This is a genomic window from Photobacterium piscicola, from assembly GCF_900166965.1.
Lineage (GTDB): Bacteria > Pseudomonadota > Gammaproteobacteria > Enterobacterales > Vibrionaceae > Photobacterium > Photobacterium piscicola.
Window position 1 is genome coordinate 1 of the sequence record NZ_FUZI01000001.1, and the last position, 17,490, is coordinate 17,490.

At 35.8% G+C, this 17,490-nt stretch carries 14 protein-coding genes; 6 read left to right on the forward strand and 8 right to left on the reverse strand.

Going from position 1 to position 17,490, the window contains the following annotated elements; all coding sequences use genetic code 11:
* Positions 1-427: 427 nt before the first annotated feature.
* Entirely contained in the window at positions 428-2,365 is a 1,938-nt protein-coding gene (locus CZ809_RS00005; RefSeq protein ID WP_080155411.1) for a bifunctional diguanylate cyclase/phosphodiesterase, read from the reverse strand.
* A gap of 269 nt (positions 2,366-2,634) precedes the next feature.
* Between CZ809_RS00005 and pdxH the strand changes: the two genes are divergently transcribed.
* Complete coding sequence (gene pdxH, locus CZ809_RS00010; RefSeq protein ID WP_080155412.1) at positions 2,635-3,273, forward strand: pyridoxamine 5'-phosphate oxidase; 639 nt, start codon at positions 2,635-2,637, stop codon at positions 3,271-3,273.
* A gap of 41 nt (positions 3,274-3,314) precedes the next feature.
* Here pdxH and CZ809_RS00015 read toward each other — a convergent pair whose 3' ends face one another.
* Together CZ809_RS00015 and CZ809_RS00020 are read right to left on the reverse strand one after the other, a co-directional pair.
* Positions 3,315-4,025, reverse strand: a complete 711-nt coding sequence (locus CZ809_RS00015; protein ID WP_080155413.1) for a helix-turn-helix transcriptional regulator — start codon at positions 4,023-4,025, stop codon at positions 3,315-3,317.
* 402 nt (positions 4,026-4,427) lie between these two features.
* Complete coding sequence (locus CZ809_RS00020) at positions 4,428-4,859, reverse strand: YhbP family protein (RefSeq protein ID WP_080155414.1); 432 nt, start codon at positions 4,857-4,859, stop codon at positions 4,428-4,430.
* Positions 4,860-5,321: 462 nt separating this feature from the next.
* On the opposite strand from CZ809_RS00020, the gene CZ809_RS00025 reads away from it, so the two are divergent.
* Positions 5,322-5,750, forward strand: coding sequence for a hypothetical protein (locus tag CZ809_RS00025; protein ID WP_080155415.1), 429 nt, complete (start codon positions 5,322-5,324; stop codon positions 5,748-5,750).
* A 41-nt stretch (positions 5,751-5,791) separates the two neighbouring features.
* Here the strand turns inward: CZ809_RS00025 and CZ809_RS00030 are convergent, their stop codons facing one another.
* Positions 5,792-6,253: a hypothetical protein gene (locus CZ809_RS00030; protein WP_080155416.1), complete on the reverse strand. Its 462-nt coding sequence runs from the start codon at positions 6,251-6,253 to the stop codon at positions 5,792-5,794.
* A gap of 77 nt (positions 6,254-6,330) precedes the next feature.
* On the opposite strand from CZ809_RS00030, the gene CZ809_RS00035 reads away from it, so the two are divergent.
* The 3 genes from CZ809_RS00035 (at position 6,331) to CZ809_RS00045 (ending at position 10,439) form a co-directional block, all read left to right on the forward strand.
* Positions 6,331-7,008, forward strand: coding sequence for a CatB-related O-acetyltransferase (locus CZ809_RS00035; protein ID WP_080155417.1), 678 nt, complete (start codon positions 6,331-6,333; stop codon positions 7,006-7,008).
* Between the two features lie 492 nt (positions 7,009-7,500).
* On the forward strand, positions 7,501-8,700 hold the full coding sequence (locus tag CZ809_RS00040) for an acetate/propionate family kinase (RefSeq protein WP_080155418.1): 1,200 nt from the start codon (positions 7,501-7,503) through the stop codon (positions 8,698-8,700).
* Positions 8,701-8,960: 260 nt separating this feature from the next.
* A complete protein-coding gene (locus tag CZ809_RS00045; RefSeq protein ID WP_080155419.1) occupies positions 8,961-10,439 on the forward strand; it encodes a C69 family dipeptidase in 1,479 nt (492 codons plus the stop codon).
* Between the two features lie 84 nt (positions 10,440-10,523).
* Here CZ809_RS00045 and CZ809_RS00050 read toward each other — a convergent pair whose 3' ends face one another.
* Both CZ809_RS00050 and feoB read right to left on the reverse strand, forming a co-directional pair.
* A complete protein-coding gene (locus CZ809_RS00050; RefSeq protein ID WP_080155420.1) occupies positions 10,524-10,775 on the reverse strand; it encodes a FeoC-like transcriptional regulator in 252 nt (83 codons plus the stop codon).
* On the reverse strand, positions 10,775-13,105 hold the full coding sequence (gene feoB, locus CZ809_RS00055) for a Fe(2+) transporter permease subunit FeoB (protein WP_080155421.1): 2,331 nt from the start codon (positions 13,103-13,105) through the stop codon (positions 10,775-10,777). The genes CZ809_RS00050 and feoB overlap by 1 nt, the downstream gene beginning before the upstream one ends.
* Positions 13,106-13,694: 589 nt before the next feature.
* On the opposite strand from feoB, the gene CZ809_RS00060 reads away from it, so the two are divergent.
* The gene (locus CZ809_RS00060; protein WP_080155422.1) at positions 13,695-13,898 is read left to right on the forward strand and encodes a hypothetical protein; all 204 of its coding nucleotides are present in this window, start codon (positions 13,695-13,697) and stop codon (positions 13,896-13,898) included.
* A 382-nt stretch (positions 13,899-14,280) separates the two neighbouring features.
* Here the strand turns inward: CZ809_RS00060 and CZ809_RS00065 are convergent, their stop codons facing one another.
* Together CZ809_RS00065 and CZ809_RS00070 are read right to left on the reverse strand one after the other, a co-directional pair.
* On the reverse strand, positions 14,281-15,615 hold the full coding sequence (locus CZ809_RS00065) for a DUF1501 domain-containing protein (RefSeq protein WP_080155423.1): 1,335 nt from the start codon (positions 15,613-15,615) through the stop codon (positions 14,281-14,283).
* Between the two features lie 5 nt (positions 15,616-15,620).
* Positions 15,621-17,171: a DUF1800 domain-containing protein gene (locus CZ809_RS00070; RefSeq protein ID WP_080155424.1), complete on the reverse strand. Its 1,551-nt coding sequence runs from the start codon at positions 17,169-17,171 to the stop codon at positions 15,621-15,623.
* Positions 17,172-17,490 lie beyond the last annotated feature (319 nt).

Here is a 17,490-nt window from a genome sequence, read left to right on the forward strand (position 1 = left end):
CCAACAACCACAGCCAACAACCACAGCCAACAACCACAGCCAACAACCACAGCCAACAACCACAGCCAACAACCACAGCCAACAACCACAGCCAACAACCACAGCCAACAACCACAGCCAACAACCATAGCTAACAACATAGCTAACAACCATAGCTAACAACCATAGCTAACAACCATAGCTAACAACCATAGCTAACAATAAGGGGAGTTGGGATAATAAATAAAAAGTATATAGAAAAATATAATATGCAGCAAATTGCTTATTTGTGCGTTGGGGGGATAATCATTTACACTGTAAATACACCAGGAGGATAGTTTTGTGTCTGAGGTGAAATTGGAATTTACACTGTAAAGTGATAAAAGGAAAAGTCTATTTACAGTGTAAATAGACTTCATCTGTGGTTTGAATTTACAGTGTAAATGATTTATGCAGGTTGAGTGTGTTTATCCGTGATAAATCCTTGATAGCCACCAACAAATAATTCAGATAGCCGCTCTAATTGAGTTTCTGTTTCTACTCGTGTTGCGATCACTTTAATATTAAGACTGTGTGCAGTTCTACAAATTGAAGATAATACAGTTGATTTAGTTTGATCATTCAGTTGGTGGGTGTAGACGTAATCGATTTTTACGTAATTAGGTTGTAATTCTTTTAGGTAGGTTAAAGATTGAAAATTACGACCGTAGTTATCAATACCAAAACCAAACCCGTATTTACGAATAATAGAGCATAAAATACCAGCCGCATCTGTATGCCTGATACAGCTTATTTCTTGAATTTCAAAAAATAACCGAGAGCTGAGTAATGTGTTTTTTTGTAATAAATTATCTAACCACCTAATAAAGCTTGGATCGTTAATACAGCTGTTGGTGATATTTATGGCGAAAGGACCACTTGTCCTATCGCCATTTAATTTATTTATGATCGTAACAATAACGTGTCTGTCAAACCAACTACCTATTTTTAAGTCTTCTATCGCACCTAAGAACATACCTGCTGAATAGTAGTTATTGTTTTTCTTAATGGCGGTAAATACTTCATAATGATAATTGATACCATTTGATAGGGTGGCTGGTTGATATTTGTAAGTAAATAAGTCTTCACTGATGGCTTCTTCAAGTAATGCTTTCCATTGTTGCTTACCTAATGTGGTTTGATTATTTATATCTTTGATTATTGCCACTGATTCATGAGGCATTATTTTGGCTTGAGTTAATGCATTATCTAGCTGGGTTAATATCTGACTTGGCGTACTTTTGTTGTTATTGAAGACTAAACCAATAGCAACATTGTCATTAATGGTGTTAGTACTTAAGTCATTAAAGACGTTTATTAATGATTTACTATAAAGCGTAAGTTTTTCAATGGATATATTAGGGATAAGAACTGCAAATTCATCTTTAGATAAGCGAGCAAGTGTTGCATCGTTAAAGATTAAAACTTCATTTAATCGTGTTGCTATTGTTTTGACTAATTCATCACCTTGTTTGAAACCTTCATTTTGATAGCACTCATTAATTAAATCTGTTTGAATTAATCCTAAACCACCTTTATGTGATTCATTCAGCCATGAACTGAGTTGATGAATAAAGAAACTACGGTTCCCAAGCCCTGAAATAGTATCAAGATAAGCTTGTTGCCTTAATTTCATTGCTTCATCTGCTTGGTTTTTAAAGTTTGTGTCTAATTGATAACAAATTTTATTAAAAGATCGCACAATAATGGCTAAATCTGATTCATTCGGTATTGATAGTGGTGCTTGATTTAAATTATCTATTGTTTTAGCGCGGGCAGTTAACCGAGCTAATGCCGAGAAGTTCTTTAAACAAATAACATAAACTAACAAACTTGAGATAAGCGCAATCAGTATATTTGATAATACGGTTCGCGTGCTTATTTGCCATAATTGTTGGTAATTAAGTATGGGTTGTACTGTTATTGTTAATAAACCAAGCGATTGCTTTTCATGTTCAATTATTCGTTGTTCCGTATGGGATGGAATCGTAAAAATATATTGAAACCAAGCTGGTGAATGAATCGGCGATATAACGTTATCTTGACGGATAAGTTGGCGCGCATCGGCAGATGTCAGGTTTATTTGGCTATAGCTATCATTTGAAAACAGATGATTAACAATGGCTAATAATTTTTTTTCTTGAGTATTTGACATCATTGGAACATTTAGCTTTGTAAGAGCTTGAGGTAGTATAACTAAGGCTCTATTAATATCTGTTTGTGATGCGACGATATGTTGATGTTTTAATGTGGAATAGCTTGAATAAAGTTGTTGTGCAGTCACTGCGCTAACAACTGAGCAAACTAACACGGTTAGGCTAATAACTTGTCGTTTGAAAAGTGTCATAATTTGAGCACCAAAAAAAAGTTAAGTGCAGCACTCAGCGAGTAAACAGTTGATAAAGAGATGCTGAATAAGAAGATATCTATTTGATATAATTTATCAAAACTAATCGATATGCAGTTGATTGTTTGTCAACTAAAGTTCTTTTTCGCTAAATGTGTCTATTTCTTTATGCAATAAATATCCGTTTGCAATCTAGAAGTGTTTTTTGTTCAATTATTTATGATGACGTAACGATTTATTATTAAGTATTTTAAAGTAGGAGAGAGAAAATGGACTTAAGTGATATTCGCCGAGAATATACCAAAGGTGGTTTACGTCGCGATGATTTACCAACTGACCCCCTCGATTTATTTAATAAGTGGCTTCAACAAGCTGTTGCTGCCAACTTACCTGATCCGACTGCAATGACGATTGCGACGGTAAATGCTGACGGTCAACCATTTCAACGGATTGTTTTATTAAAAGATGTCGATAATGAAGGTTTCATATTCTATACAAATTTAAGTAGCCGTAAGGCTGAACAATTGCATCTAAATAATAGAATCAGTTTACATTTTCCCTGGCATATACTTGAGCGCCAAGTCCACGTTACTGGCTATGTAGAGCAACTATCAACACTTGAAGTAATGAAGTATTTTTCAAGTCGTCCAAAAGAAAGTCAAATAGCCGCTTGGGCGAGTAAACAAAGCTCTCGTTTGTCTGCACGTCAGGCTTTAGAAGGTAAGTTTTTTGAATTAAAGCAGAAGTTTTCGGCGGGGGAAGTTCCTCTTCCTAGTTTCTGGGGCGGATATAGAGTTAAATTCCAAACGATTGAATTTTGGCAAGGTGGTAAACATCGTTTACATGACCGTTTCATATATTCCCGTCATCAAGATAATGATTGGAATATTGAACGTTTAGCGCCATAAGCTAATGAATTAGCAGAGTAATCTATACTCTGCTAATTTTATTAATATTCACGTAATATGATAGATTGTTGTGTCTTCAACATACTTTCTGGAATATGAGAACCAAAGCCAGCATCAAGCGCTAATTCAATTAACTCACCTTTTGAATTAGCATTGAATTTATCTCGTAGGCGAACAACATAGTTTTCTACTGTTTTTACGGCTAATTGTAATGTTTTAGAGATATATTGTGGTTTCTTACCGTACAGCAGTAAAAATAACACTTCTGATTCGCGGGTATTCAATAAAATATTTACGGGGTGATGATTGAAATGATGACTTTTTTCTTGCTGCTTAATCGCGTCAGTTCGACAGAGCCAATGTCCAATTTCAAGTAGAGATGTATCTTTTAGTTCTATGCCTGAGAAAATGGTACCAATAATTTTATTATTATTGTCTCGCCATGCCGTTTTTGTAAATAAATGTGCTCGCCAAGACCCATCCGCATAAGGATGTATATCAAGAATGCGTAACCGTTTTTCGGTCGTCATTACTTGCAAGTCTTGTTGCTGAAAGATATATGCATATTTAGCGCTTAAATGGGGGATATCAAAATCCGTGAAGCCAATACAATCAAGTGGGTTTTTAAATCCTATGATTTTGGAGTATTCCTCATTTACATAAACAAAAACTGAATTTATATCTTTACAACCCCAACAACCAGGTAATTGGTTTAATATATCTAATGAGGGGTGAGTACTGTGAGTGTCCATTTCTTATGAGCTTTATGTCTATTATTAATAGTAATTTTCGTTAATTGTAATGAGTTTATTACATTGGGTAAATCTATATAGTATGTAATGCTCAATTTATAAGCGAAAATTTATTGAATAAAAAAAAGCCGATCATAGAGATCGGCAAAAACAAGACGTTGACTCCTAAGAGTATAATCCTGTACGACGTGTAGAAGAGATAATCAATAAGTGTTGTAATTTGATATCACATATTACAACCCTTATCGATTTTATCCTTACGGATAATTATTAATATCTCCCCAGTGCTGGGTGAAATATTAATGTAGCAACTATATCTAAGCCGTTGATAACAAAATAGGGGGGAAATCACCCGTTGACATTTGTTAATTGTATTGATACGCGTCCGTGATTGTATGTTATTTAAGTCATTTGAGGGGGCCAAATGAGCTTTTTACCAAAGCCTAAACTATTGTCAGTCATCTTCAGCATCGTCAATTTTATTTCCCAAATTGGTGCTGAAATAAATTTTGCTGTAGGAAAAATATTGTAATAAAGATTCTTTGCTCGCTTTTCTTCTTTATTTGTTAGTTTTTCTATATAACCTTTAAATTGGATACCTTTTATATCAATTATATTCTTTGGCTGAGGTGCTATTGTGCCAACGATATTCTTATTTAGTATCATTAATTGACTGTGATGGCTTTCTTCACTTGTCATAATAAATAGAGACATTTTATTTGAATCAAAAATATAATAACAATGAGCACACCATAAGTCAGACGGACTATTTGTGCATAGCGTTAATAAATAATTATTTTTTATAAAATCACATATATGTTTGGTTTCATTCACTATATACCTCGGCCTATTGATTAAATTAAAATATTAGGAAAAAGAAATATTTTTTAATTTATTTACACTAATAAAAATGAATAATTATACATAATTGACTTTATCGTTTATTTCACCAGAGGGCAATAATCCTTCTTCTCCGTGAATGGAACGATGATCAAGGCTTTGATAAGTGTTTTGAAGGAAGATTGTGTTTGTTTTTCTTAACGTATTGTTTATTAAAGATTTATTATTATGTTTATGTGGCACTAGTGTCAATAAATGACTATTTTACAATGTGCTAATCATATATTGAACGGGTTATTTTAATTGAAGTAACATTCTCCGTAAAAAATCCCATCTTGATCATCGTTCTGTTGCTGAGGTTATGAGCTTTTTCTTAAAAATAAGACAATGAATGACTAATGAGACAATAAAATCATAAGTAATAAAGTTGTTATTTAAGAAATAAGAGGCAAAATTATGTTGAAGTATCTACGTGATTTTTCTGTTTTTTTTATATTAAATATAACCAGTTATACTGTTTTAGCATCAATTTCTCATGATGTGGTTTTAACAAAAACCGTTACCAATATTACGCAGCAGAGTGAAGCATCAACATTGATTGATGCCAAGCCTGGTGATGTAATTGAATACAATATTTATGTCGCTAACAGTACCTATAGTGCTATTTCTAATATTAATATTTCTGCTTCTGTCCCTCATTTTACCACTTTAGCTACTGCTATTGATTGCAATGATGGCAATTTACCGTCTGCGCTAAGTTGCCAAATCTCGACGCCTGATGGTGTTAATGATTATGGATATCAAGGCGGCATTATTTGGCAATTATCTGGCAAGCTTGAGGCTGGTGTTACGGCTCATGTCAGCTATCAAGTAACGATTAAATAATTGAGCCTCTGTTATTTACCGTATAGCAAATTATGTTCTCGTTATAGCGTATGATTATCAATAAAGTGCTGTAATATTTGTAGGCTATTCGGTGAATGGGCTTGTTCTGCAACTAAAAAATCATAAATAGCATTTTCATGGTCAGCAATTAAATTAAATAATTCGTGGTATTGTTGAGCATTATCAGCTTGCTGTTGATAGCGTTGCTGGTAAGGGGCAACCCAAACAACCATCGTATCAATGAGTGCCGTCCATGGCAGGTGAATCCATTTATTAGCATCCTCTATACCTTGTTGTGCCATCTTTTGATCGTAATCTGGACATGTTATCCCTAAAGGTATTAATGCAAGTTTCAGTTCTTTAGCTGTTATAATTTCAACCTCTAATAAAGCCTGCCATTTGTTGTTATGGCGAGGGTCACTATACTGTTCAATAAATGTGGTAAAAAAACTAATACCATAAAGCTCACCTAAGTAAGCATTGTGTAACTGATTAAGTGTCATAGTTAATCCATTATGATGAGAATTTTATCTATAATATGCTGTTTTGTGGTGAATGTTGAGTATCAAGGAGATGAGATATGGCGTTGAGTATTTTTCCATCTTGGATTGGCGGTTATGAAATTAAGCAACATATTACTAATCCTAATATAGAAGTGGGTGATTATAGTTACTATTCAGGTTACTACCATCAACATCATTTTGAAGATCAATGCGTTCATTATTTGCTAGGGGATAAATCAAGTAATGAAGTATGGCAATCGGGTATTTTTGGTGAAGTCGATAAGCTTATTATTGGCCGTTTTTGTTCAATTGCCAGTGGGGTTGTTATTATGATGGCTGGGAATCAAGGTCATCGACATGATTGGATCTCATCATTTCCATTTGATTTTGCAGAATTTGGTGATGGGGTAAAAAGTGGCTTTGAACGAGCGGGAAATACTGTTATTGGTAATGATGTTTGGCTTGGCGCTGAATGCGTGATTATGCCGGGTGTTACTATTGGTGATGGGGCCGTGATTGGAACACGAGCAGTGATCACTAAAGATGTCGAACCATATTCGATTGTTGTTGGTAATCCAGGACGGTGCGTTAAAAAACGATTCACCTCATCACACATCAAGCAACTACTTGAAATGCAGTGGTGGTATTGGTCACAAACACAATTGAAAGCAGCAATGGCGATAATGTGTAGTGCTGATATCGATCGTCTTTACGATTATTATATAACAATGGATAACCCGTCAATAGATGAATAATTTGTTATTCATTATTAAAAAAGCGAATTTGTTTGTGATCGGTAATGTTTTCTTACTATTTAGTATTCGCTGCGAGAATGCATAACTGATAACATTATTTTCATTAAGTCTATACTCTCTTCCAATTGAAATAATGTTGCTTAATATGATGCTTATTTGAACTTTTTGATTGATATGTCACATATTACTCCTAGTGAAAGCTTGGAATATGAAAAAATTCACATGTGACATTCAACTTAATTTGATTAAATGGTGCGGATTTATGCGAATTAAATCGATTTTTAGTCTTTAAATTGATCTAAACCAGTAAAATTTAAATTTTTAAGTGGTTTTTGAAACAAAAGTTGAGACATTAAAAAAAAATTGAGTAGTATGGGTTATAACATACTTACTGAGTTGAATGATTATTACGCGCATTGAACTGAGTAAATATAAAACTGGATGTTGTTAATAAATCCGAAATTCGCCCTTAAATATTCTGATGAGATAACCATGAGCAATTCTTTAGTTCTTGTAATCAATTCTGGTAGTTCTTCACTTAAATTTGCATTGATTGATACGGTAACCGGTGAAGCTACGTTAAGTGGTCTTGGTGAGTGTTTTAATCTTCCTGAAGCCGTTGTTAGTTGGAAAGTGAACGGTGAAAAGCAAGAATTCAAACTTAATGGCCTTAACGGGCATCATCAACAAGCAATTGATCGTATTGTTGCTTTAGTTGATGAACTTGGTATGAAAGACGACATCGTAACAATTGGTCACCGTGTGGTACATGGTGGAACTAAATTCAATTGTACTGTTCATGTTGATGATCAAGTCATGGCTGATATTGAAGCGTTGAGCGATTTAGCTCCGTTACATAATCCTGCCCATGTATTAGGTATGCGAGCAGCAGCAAAAGCTTTTCCAACATTGTCACAGTTTGCAGTGTTTGATACCGCTTTCCACCAGACGATGCCAGAAAAAGCATACACCTATGCAATTTCTAAAGAAGTGTGTCAGCAATATAATATTCGTCGTTATGGTGCACATGGTACAAGCCACTATTACGTTACTCGTGAAGCGGCAAAACGCATAAATAAACCTGTTGAAGCATCAAGCTTTATTTCAGTTCACCTTGGTAATGGCGCATCTGTATGTGTGGTTAAAAATGGTGAGAGTATTGATACTTCAATGGGTTTCACCCCGCTTGCTGGTCTTATGATGGGAACGCGTTGTGGTGATATTGATCCAAGTATTCTTGAGTATTTATTGAAGAAAGGTTGGACGCAAGAGCGTTTACATGAAGAACTAGTGAGTAACTCTGGTTTCTTAGGGGTTTCAGGTTTAACCAGCGATTGTCGTGGCATTATTGAAGCGATGGAAGCGGGTAATCATGACGCTAAACTTGCGTTTGAAGTTTTCTGTTACCGTGCGGCAAAATACATTGCTTCATACATGGTTGCATTAGATGAATTAGACGGCATTATCTTTACTGGTGGTATTGGTGAAAACTCTTTACCTGTACGCCGTGAAATTATGCGTTTATTGAAAATTTTTGGATACCGTGAAGACGTTGCTGGTAATGAAGCTGCACGTTTTGGCGCTGAAGGTATTATTAGTCAGGAAAATACACCATTAGCAATGGTGATTCCGACCAATGAAGAGTTTGTGATTGCACAGCAATCGCTAGCACTGCTAAATGCTGAAGCATAAGTAGTTGCAAACCACCTTAGACGGAACGCTAAGGTGATATTCTGAAGTGGAACGCAGAATATAGTGAACAGGAAAACGGCTTTGGGCATATGCTCAAAGCCGTTTTACCTTGTAATGAGCATATTCATGCTCTAGTTTTTAATTCATAAATGTAAAAAGAGAAACAAATAAAAGAAAGATCAATTGTGACTATGATCACAAACATGACGGGTTTTCATCGTATACAGTGAGGGAATATTTTATGCGTTGGATAGCTGCTAATGAAACAATCTTCTTCAACATATCCTAATAACAAAGACACAACAACATCAGCGACAAGTGCTTGCACTACAATTTTAGTGGGTAATCAAGTCACCATCGATGGATCTTTTATTATTGCTCGTAATGAGGATCATGAAGCGATCAACGCTAAACTCTTTAATTTTCATCCAGCTGAAGCCTTACAACGTCAAGATTTCCATTCCATCGGATCTATGGGGAATAATTTCACCTATCCAGCAGCTAAAAATGCGCTGCAATATACTTCAAACTCTGATTTTGATACCAATGGTACTAGTTTTGGTGCGGCTGGATTTAATTCTGCTGGCGTTGGTATGACAGCAACGGAAACGGTGTTTAATAATGCACAAGTGTTAGCCATTGATCCCTATGTTATTGCCACCGGTATTGGTGAAGATGCGATTGTGAATGTTATCTTGCCGCGAGTACATAGTGCGCAAGAAGGTGTAGCTTTACTTGGTCATATTATTGAAACGCAAGGTACTGCTGAGGGGTTTGGCGTTGCGTTTGTTGATAAAGAGGGTATTTGGTATTTAGAAACCGGTAGTGGGCATCATTGGATGGCGGCTAAAATTCCAGCAGATAAATATTTTGTTTCTGCTAATCAAGGTCGATTAGTTGATTATATTGCCGATCATCCCGATTTTATGGCTTCTGCTGGGTTAGTTGAATTCGCTAAAAAACACCAATTACCGTCGGCTGAAAATCGTGGTGTCTTTAATTTTCATTGTGCTTATTCTCAAGATATTGAGCATGATAAAACATATAATTACCCACGGGTATGGACATTACAACACCTCTATACTGATGGTCTAACAACTAAAATAGATCAAGGCGCAACGTTTCCTGTTTATTTAACACCTAAGTATAAACTGAGTGTATATGATGTCATGCTAGGTTTACGTAACCACTATCAGGCGACGGATCATGACGCTTATGCTCATTGTAATCCTAATGATTCTTACCGTCCGATAGCTGTTTTTCGTACTGAGCATTCTCACGTATTACACGTTCGGCCCCAGTTACCCATTGCGATTGGTGAGGTACAATATATAGCTTATGGAATGACGGCACTTAGTGTGTATTTACCTTTTTATCAAGGCATGACATCTGTACCTGAAGTACTCACGATTGGTGAAAATACAGCAGATAGCCATTCTGCATATTGGAAGTTCCGTAAACTACAAACATTAGCAATGATGGATTGGAATAAGTTTGCCCCTGTTGTGCAGCAGGCTTACCATGATTTCGAGCAACAAACAGCCCATAAACAGCAACTGATGGAAGCTGAATATCTAGCGTTGTATGTTCTTCATCCTCAACAAGCAATTGAACGTATTAATACTTTTGAACATGAAATATTAGCATTAGCGCTAGCATTGACAGAAGAATTAACCAATGAATTGTTTACGTTATTAACGATTGAAACGGATAAGTTATATAATTTTTCTGGGGCGTAATAAACACAGAGACATAATTTAAAAGACCACTGTCATTCATAATGAAGTGGTCTTTTAGGTTAATGTTAACGTCTAAATAGGCCGTTAAATATTAGCAATCGCGATTTGCTCATCACACCAGCGATAAGTTATGTCGAGCGTTGTTGTTTGGCACCCTTGGCATTCTTGACTACAGATTTTCATCATTTCACAACGTTCTATTTTTCCTCTTTTAATTAAATCATCAAGTAAAATTAATAGCCATTGTGGTTCACTGTCAAATTGCTGGCTGAGTTGAGTCAGTGAAATAATCCTTGCTGTTCGCACGGCATTTCTTACTGCAATTAAGGATACCATTAGTGACAGCCTCCACTTTTATGTTGTGGGACTGTGGTTGGAATTGACATTTGCCAGTCAACTTTGTGACTTAAATAACGAATCCCAATAATGAAGCTAGTGACGAGTAATATTGCAAAAACTACCCAACCGATGGTGGCGATTGGATGTGCCATAAAGGTCGCGCTTTGGTAAAAACTGATAGCTAATGCATAAGCCACTGCGATTCCCCAGAAAGTAGAAAACCAAGCCCAGTTGCGTCCAATTTCTTTAGCAATAACCCCGATGGTTGATACGCAAGGTACATATAATAAAACAAAGATTAAATATGCGTACGCACCGACCATAGATCCAAATTGATGCTGCATTTGCCCCATAGCTGTTGTATTCATCGTGCCATCAGCTTCACTGGCTTTGATCGGGTTTTTCAATGTGGTTAATGAAAAACTATTCACGACACCATTAATAGTATCTTGCCATGCGGTTTTTAATTCTGCGGATAAATTGAAAGATTGGGAACCGTTAATAAGCTGCTTATTGGCTAATTCAGCGCTATAAAGGGTGTTAAGTGTACCAACAACGACTTCTTTAGCTAAGAAGCCTGTTAATAAGCCAACACTTGCAGGCCAATTTTGTTGGTTGACACCAAGTGGCGATAACACGGGTGTGACCCAACGACCAATATCTGATAATGCAGATTGTTGCTGTTGTCCAGGTTCAATAACTCGACCAGAAAATGTAATGCTATTGAGTGCCATCACAATCATACAAATGGGAATAATTAGTCGACATGCTTTGACTAAAAAGCCACGAAGACGGCTCCAGCTATGGATTAAGGTCGTTTTAACACTAGGCACATGGTACGTTGGTAATTCCATGATAAAAGGTGATGGTTCGCCGGTTAATAACGTTTTCTTTAATATAAAACCCGTTAGTACTGCCACTAAAATACCTAACAAGTAGAGTGAGAACACGATCAAGCTGCCCATACCTTGAAAAAAAGCAGCAGAAAAAACGCCAAAAATAGCCAGTCGAGCACCACAAGACATAAAAGGCGCCATCATTGAGGTGAGAATACGGTCTCTTGGTGTTTCAAGCGTACGCGAAGCCATGATTGATGGAATATTACAACCAAAGCCAACAATGAGTGGCACAAATGATTTACCGGGTAAGCCTATTGACTGCATCAAACGGTCGATAACAAAAGCCGCTCGCGCCATATATCCACTGTCTTCTAATACAGAAAGATATAAGAACATTAACCCTATTTGAGGGATAAAAGGCATTACAGTATTGATACCGCCGCCAAGTCCCTGTGATAAAATGGCTGTTAGCCAAATAGGCAAACCGAGATATTGGCATAGCCACGCTGTACCGTGAATGAAGATTGCAGCTGAACCTTGATCAAAAATAGGTTGGAGCCCTCCACCTATATTAATTGCAAACCAAAACATTAAATACATGACGAACAAAAAGATCGGTAACCCTAAATAACGATTCAACACTATTGAATCGATCCATTGAGTTAATTTGTGTTGAGTCGCTTGTTCATGGGAAGCACATTGATTGACGAGAGTAGCGACAGTTTGATAGCGAGAGTCGGCAATTAATAAATCAGCATGTTCATGGTATGTTTGATAAAGTGTATGTTGGTAGTGTGTTACACGATTTGGAATATTCGTATTAATTACATGATGTTGTGCTGAAATATCTGATTCTAGTAATCTTAATGCCAACCATTCTTTATTGTTATCTGCAATTAATGTATCAGGGATATCGGCTGCTAATTGTGTGATAGTTTGATGTAACGGTGCTGGAAACTCTGTTTTAAATTGAGATAACTGAGGCGTAATAAGTTGTTTTTCTATTGCTGCTTTTAATGGCTCGATACCTTTATTTTTATTGGCAATTAAACTAACTACAGGGCAACCAAGTTGAGCGGATAATTTTTCACTATCAATAACAATATTTTTTTGACGGGCAATGTCTAGCATATTAAGTACAACCAGACAGGGCACATTCATTTCAAGTAATTGTAATGTCAGATAAAGGTTTCGCTCAATATTAGCGGCATCAACAATATTAACCACAAGATCTGCTTCACCACTTAAAATATATTCACACCCAATTTGTTCATCAAGTGATCCTTGTTCATCAAAGGAACTCATAGAATAAATACCCGGTAAATCTACCACCGTGATAGTTTGGTTGTGGTAGTGATAAACACCTTCTTTTTTATCAACGGTTACACCCGCCCAATTACCTGTACGTTGTCTTGAACCAGTTAAAATGTTAAATAATGTGGTTTTACCGCAGTTTGGGTTTCCCAATAAGGCAATACTATTTGCCATTATTATTTCTCCGAACAGAATATGATAATAGAAAGAAATCACTAATTAAATGTGAGATTAAAAGTATATTAATGTTATTAATTTTATAATGAATTATAAATGTAAATAAAAATCAATTACATTTATATCGGGCTTGATAGCTATCGTCAAATATTATTTTTTATTAGTGAGTAAGTCTGTAATTTTAATTATTACCATTTAACAATAGTGTTAACTTTTATATATTAATCATAAGTTTATTTTAATGATATTTTATTGTTAGTACGAGAAACTATATGCTTCTTAATAACAAGTAAGTGTAATTATATCGATAGTTAGAATATTTATCTGTTGATATTTAAGGCTGTTGTAAATGGAAATGGTAACCTAAAATTACATTATTGAAGTGTCATGATGACTCGCCTTTAAGATAAGTCTTATGACTTCAGAAAATCACTCTTTAAGATAAATGGCCAATAAATGACTCAAATGTTATTTTTTATCATTATCTTTGTGATCTGATTAATATTTGGTAGCGGTTATATGCTACTGAAAACGAGAGTTCTGGTTTATTATCACTGTGTTTATAATCAGTATGTGAAATGTTTATATGTGGTTTGAAAGCAAGAAAAAAGCAGCTGTTGTGGATAAAGAAAAATTAATTTCTGAACTTCACGAACTTGTTTTAAAGCAATATAGTCAACATGATATTAAGTTAATAAAAAACATAACGTCAAAAGGTGGTATTGAGCTACATTTTGCTGTTGCTGGTGAAGATGTACTTCAGATGAGTATTGAATCATCTAATGTTTAATTTTTTATCACTAAAATCAGCCATAAGATATTTATGGCTGTATATATAATTTTTTGCTCTATTGTGTTGATTGTATATTTATATCGGTCGAAATTATCTCTCTTTTTATACTCAGTAACGGGTTTGTTACAATGTATTTAGATTGAATTAGTTATTCTTCTTCTATCTATGTTAATTGTCAGTGCTTAAATATTACAGTGCTATGTTAATAATTATTAATTGTATTGTGGGTATCATTATTAGTGTTGACGCTTTTATATAAAAGGGGGAGAATATTTTAACTTAATACTGCGCGTGGTATTCCTGTGCATGTTAAGGCAATTAAAGCATAAAAAAGCCGAGCCGATAATTCGGCTCGACATTTAGTATTATTTTTATATCGTTAAATGAATTCGATATAAGGTGAGTTAAAGTTAGTTAAATTAGGGAATATTGATAGTATTTGTGCTTCAGATAAACCAAGCCAACGGCATAATGAAGCATTGACTTGGTCTGCTGCAATTGTTGGAATAATACGACCATTATTATAATTATGCTGGCTATCGGCGGTTAATTGCGGCCATTCACCATAAACAGCTTTACCACGCACGGCACCTCCCGTTACGATTTGATGTCCCGCCCAACCATGATCAGTACCACTGGCATTTGCTTGTAAACGGCGACCAAAATCAGACATGGTGACACACGTCACTTGATCATTAAGGCCAGAATCTATCATATCAGTGTTAAAAGCACTTAATGCATCACTGACTTGTTTCAGCAGTTTAGGATGATCCCGTTGTTGGAATTGATGAGTATCAAAGCCATTTAGACCAACAAAGAACACTTGCTGTTGTTGGTGCATATCGTCACGTGCTTTAATCAGACGACTTACCATACTGAGTTGTTGAGCTAAATCAGATTCAGGGTAAGTTTCGCTATTAGGGTGTTTGGATAGAATCGTTTTAATGGCTTCATTTTCAGAAACATTACGAGACATTGCACTCGCATAGTTGCGCATATAAATGTTGTCATATTGACGTTGTGTGAAGTGAGAGAAATACCCGTCAAGGCGCTGTTCTTCATTCCAGCCTGAGTATGTTCCTGCACCTTTACCATTAATAACTGTTTGTTGCGATTTTTTGTTTCGTAGTAATTTTTGACCTTGGTTTACTGAAATTAGGGGGGATAAACTGCCAGTAGCACCAAGCATATCCATCATTTTTCCAGCCCAACCATAAGCATCACCTAGGTTTTCAGCACCCAATTGCCATAGATCTTGTTGTTGGTTATGTGCCATCAAAAATTGTGGCAATGTGACACGGCGATTACTTATATCATCGCGAGTTGTTGGTTGAACTAACTGACCAGAGTTAATAATGGCTGCTGCATTACCTGATGCAAATAATGGTAATAACGACGTCATATTATTATTAATACTTAGTGGTATACCATTAGTCGTGGTTAGATTTAGATCACTTAACTGATCTTTATTTAACTTCATTTTTGGTCGAGCAGCTTGGTAATCCTGATAAGCAGCACATCCAGGCGTTGGTACGATCATATTATAGGCATCATTACCACCCAAGAGAAAGACACAAACTAATGCTTTATTCGTATTCTCTGATGATTGACTGTTGTTTGTTGGTATTATTGATGATGCCAGTACTGATGTAGACAAAGTAGTTGCACTAACAACGGCCGTGGTTTTTAAAAAATGTCGACGTGATAATTTCATTTTAATTAGCCTTCACAAAAGAATTCAGGAGCCGTTGTTGCAATGTATATAGCATTAAGATAGCGGGTTTTGAGCTGGTAAGGCGCAGAGTGGCTTGATAACGTTTTATACATATAGTTTTGAAGGCTTTTTGACATTAGACCGCCAAAAAAACGTTCATTAATTAGTGCAACATATTCAGTGGTGCCCATTGAAATGTCATGAAAATCAGTTCGATCCCAGTGCCATTCTTTATAGTCAGTTTTGTTCCATTTTAAGAGGTTGTACCATATTCTATTATGCGTTTTGCGCATAATGTCAGCGGTTATAATGGTAAACTCAGGAGCGGTAAGACCTAAGTCAGCAATTTCACCTTGAGGGGCATCTGTTGGTTTATAAAAATTAAACACCGTTTCAGCACTCAATGCTGCTTGACCATAAGTTACTTCAGCCCATTGGGTGTCCCACCAATGATCTCCTGCAGCCTGCATGTTAAGCGCACGTAATTGGTTCGCAACCACAATTAAGGGTTCTTTTAGTAAGCCAAAATGTTGATGTTCACCTTGGGTTCCCTGTCCAGCAGCATTGGCTAAGCCAGCAAAAACGTCAGGATCGGTTAATACTGCTTTAATTGTTGCTTGTAAATCGCCACGAATGCCGTTGCCATTATCAATAAAGACTTCAGCTATACGCTTTATATAATTACGATTGGGGTTACTGGTTACAAATCGTTTAATCAGGTGTGTCGCAATAAATGCAGGGGTATTATTGTGGTTAAACAGCATATCAACTACCGCATCAAGATCTTGATGGATATCTTGTCCTGCAGGGAAATGTGTGCCCATAACGATTTTTTCATCCATATCATGTTGGCTATTATCTGCCAACATTGGATTGATCCAGTCATGTTGCCAATGAGGATAATTGATATACCAGCCACAAAGTAGACGTGACATGTTTTCAACATCATCTTGATCATAAGTGGGAATTTTATTGCCATTATTATCAAGAATCGGCTCACCATAATTATTAAGCTGCCATAATCCTATGGTGAATAATTGCATGCATTCACGTGGAAAATTTTCATCAGGAAAAGTATTGTTTTTGGGATCGTGTTTTTTACTGCCTGATAATGTTAAATATCGACCCATCATTGGGCTAATTGTAACGGCTTTAAATAAATCACGAAAATTACCAAATGCATGTGTAACCAGCATATCGTAATAATTCGCTAAGCCATCATTTACCGATCCAACCCCATGGGAAGAGACAACAAATAATTGACTTAATGCATAAGCCATACGTTGACGAAGTTGATCTTCACCTGTAACTGTACATTGCCACCATATACCTTGGCGCATGTCGTCTTGTGGATGACTGTAACTTGTCGTGTTAAAAAGGGCTTTCAGTTTTGGTAAATGATAAGTAGGCGGTATTGAAAATTGGTCATCAAACCAAGCATCAAAGCCATTTTTTTGGAGTTGATCTATTTGTCCTTTTTTAGGCCCGAACGAACCACGATAAAGAAATTTTGCGCATTGACGGCGGTCAGCGCTGTATATTCTAGTGTCTGTCATAATTATTCCAGTTGATACTTATTTTGTATCAATCTTATTAGTGAAGTATATGGATTCTTTCGAGATGATAATACTATATATATTTCACTAAGGAATGGATGCCTTTAAATGCTGACATATAACTGACTTTTTGTACTAATATATGGGCGGATATTAATGGTTACTATAAGTAGATCTTAAAATTAGTGCTGTTGATCATTTTTTATTTATATTTTAGGTAGGTGCTCTAATGCTTATGCAAAAGGGTTTGTTTTATATTAGTTCCTTATTAACTAAATTATTAATTAGAATAATAGCTCTATTTGTCTTTTTATGAATA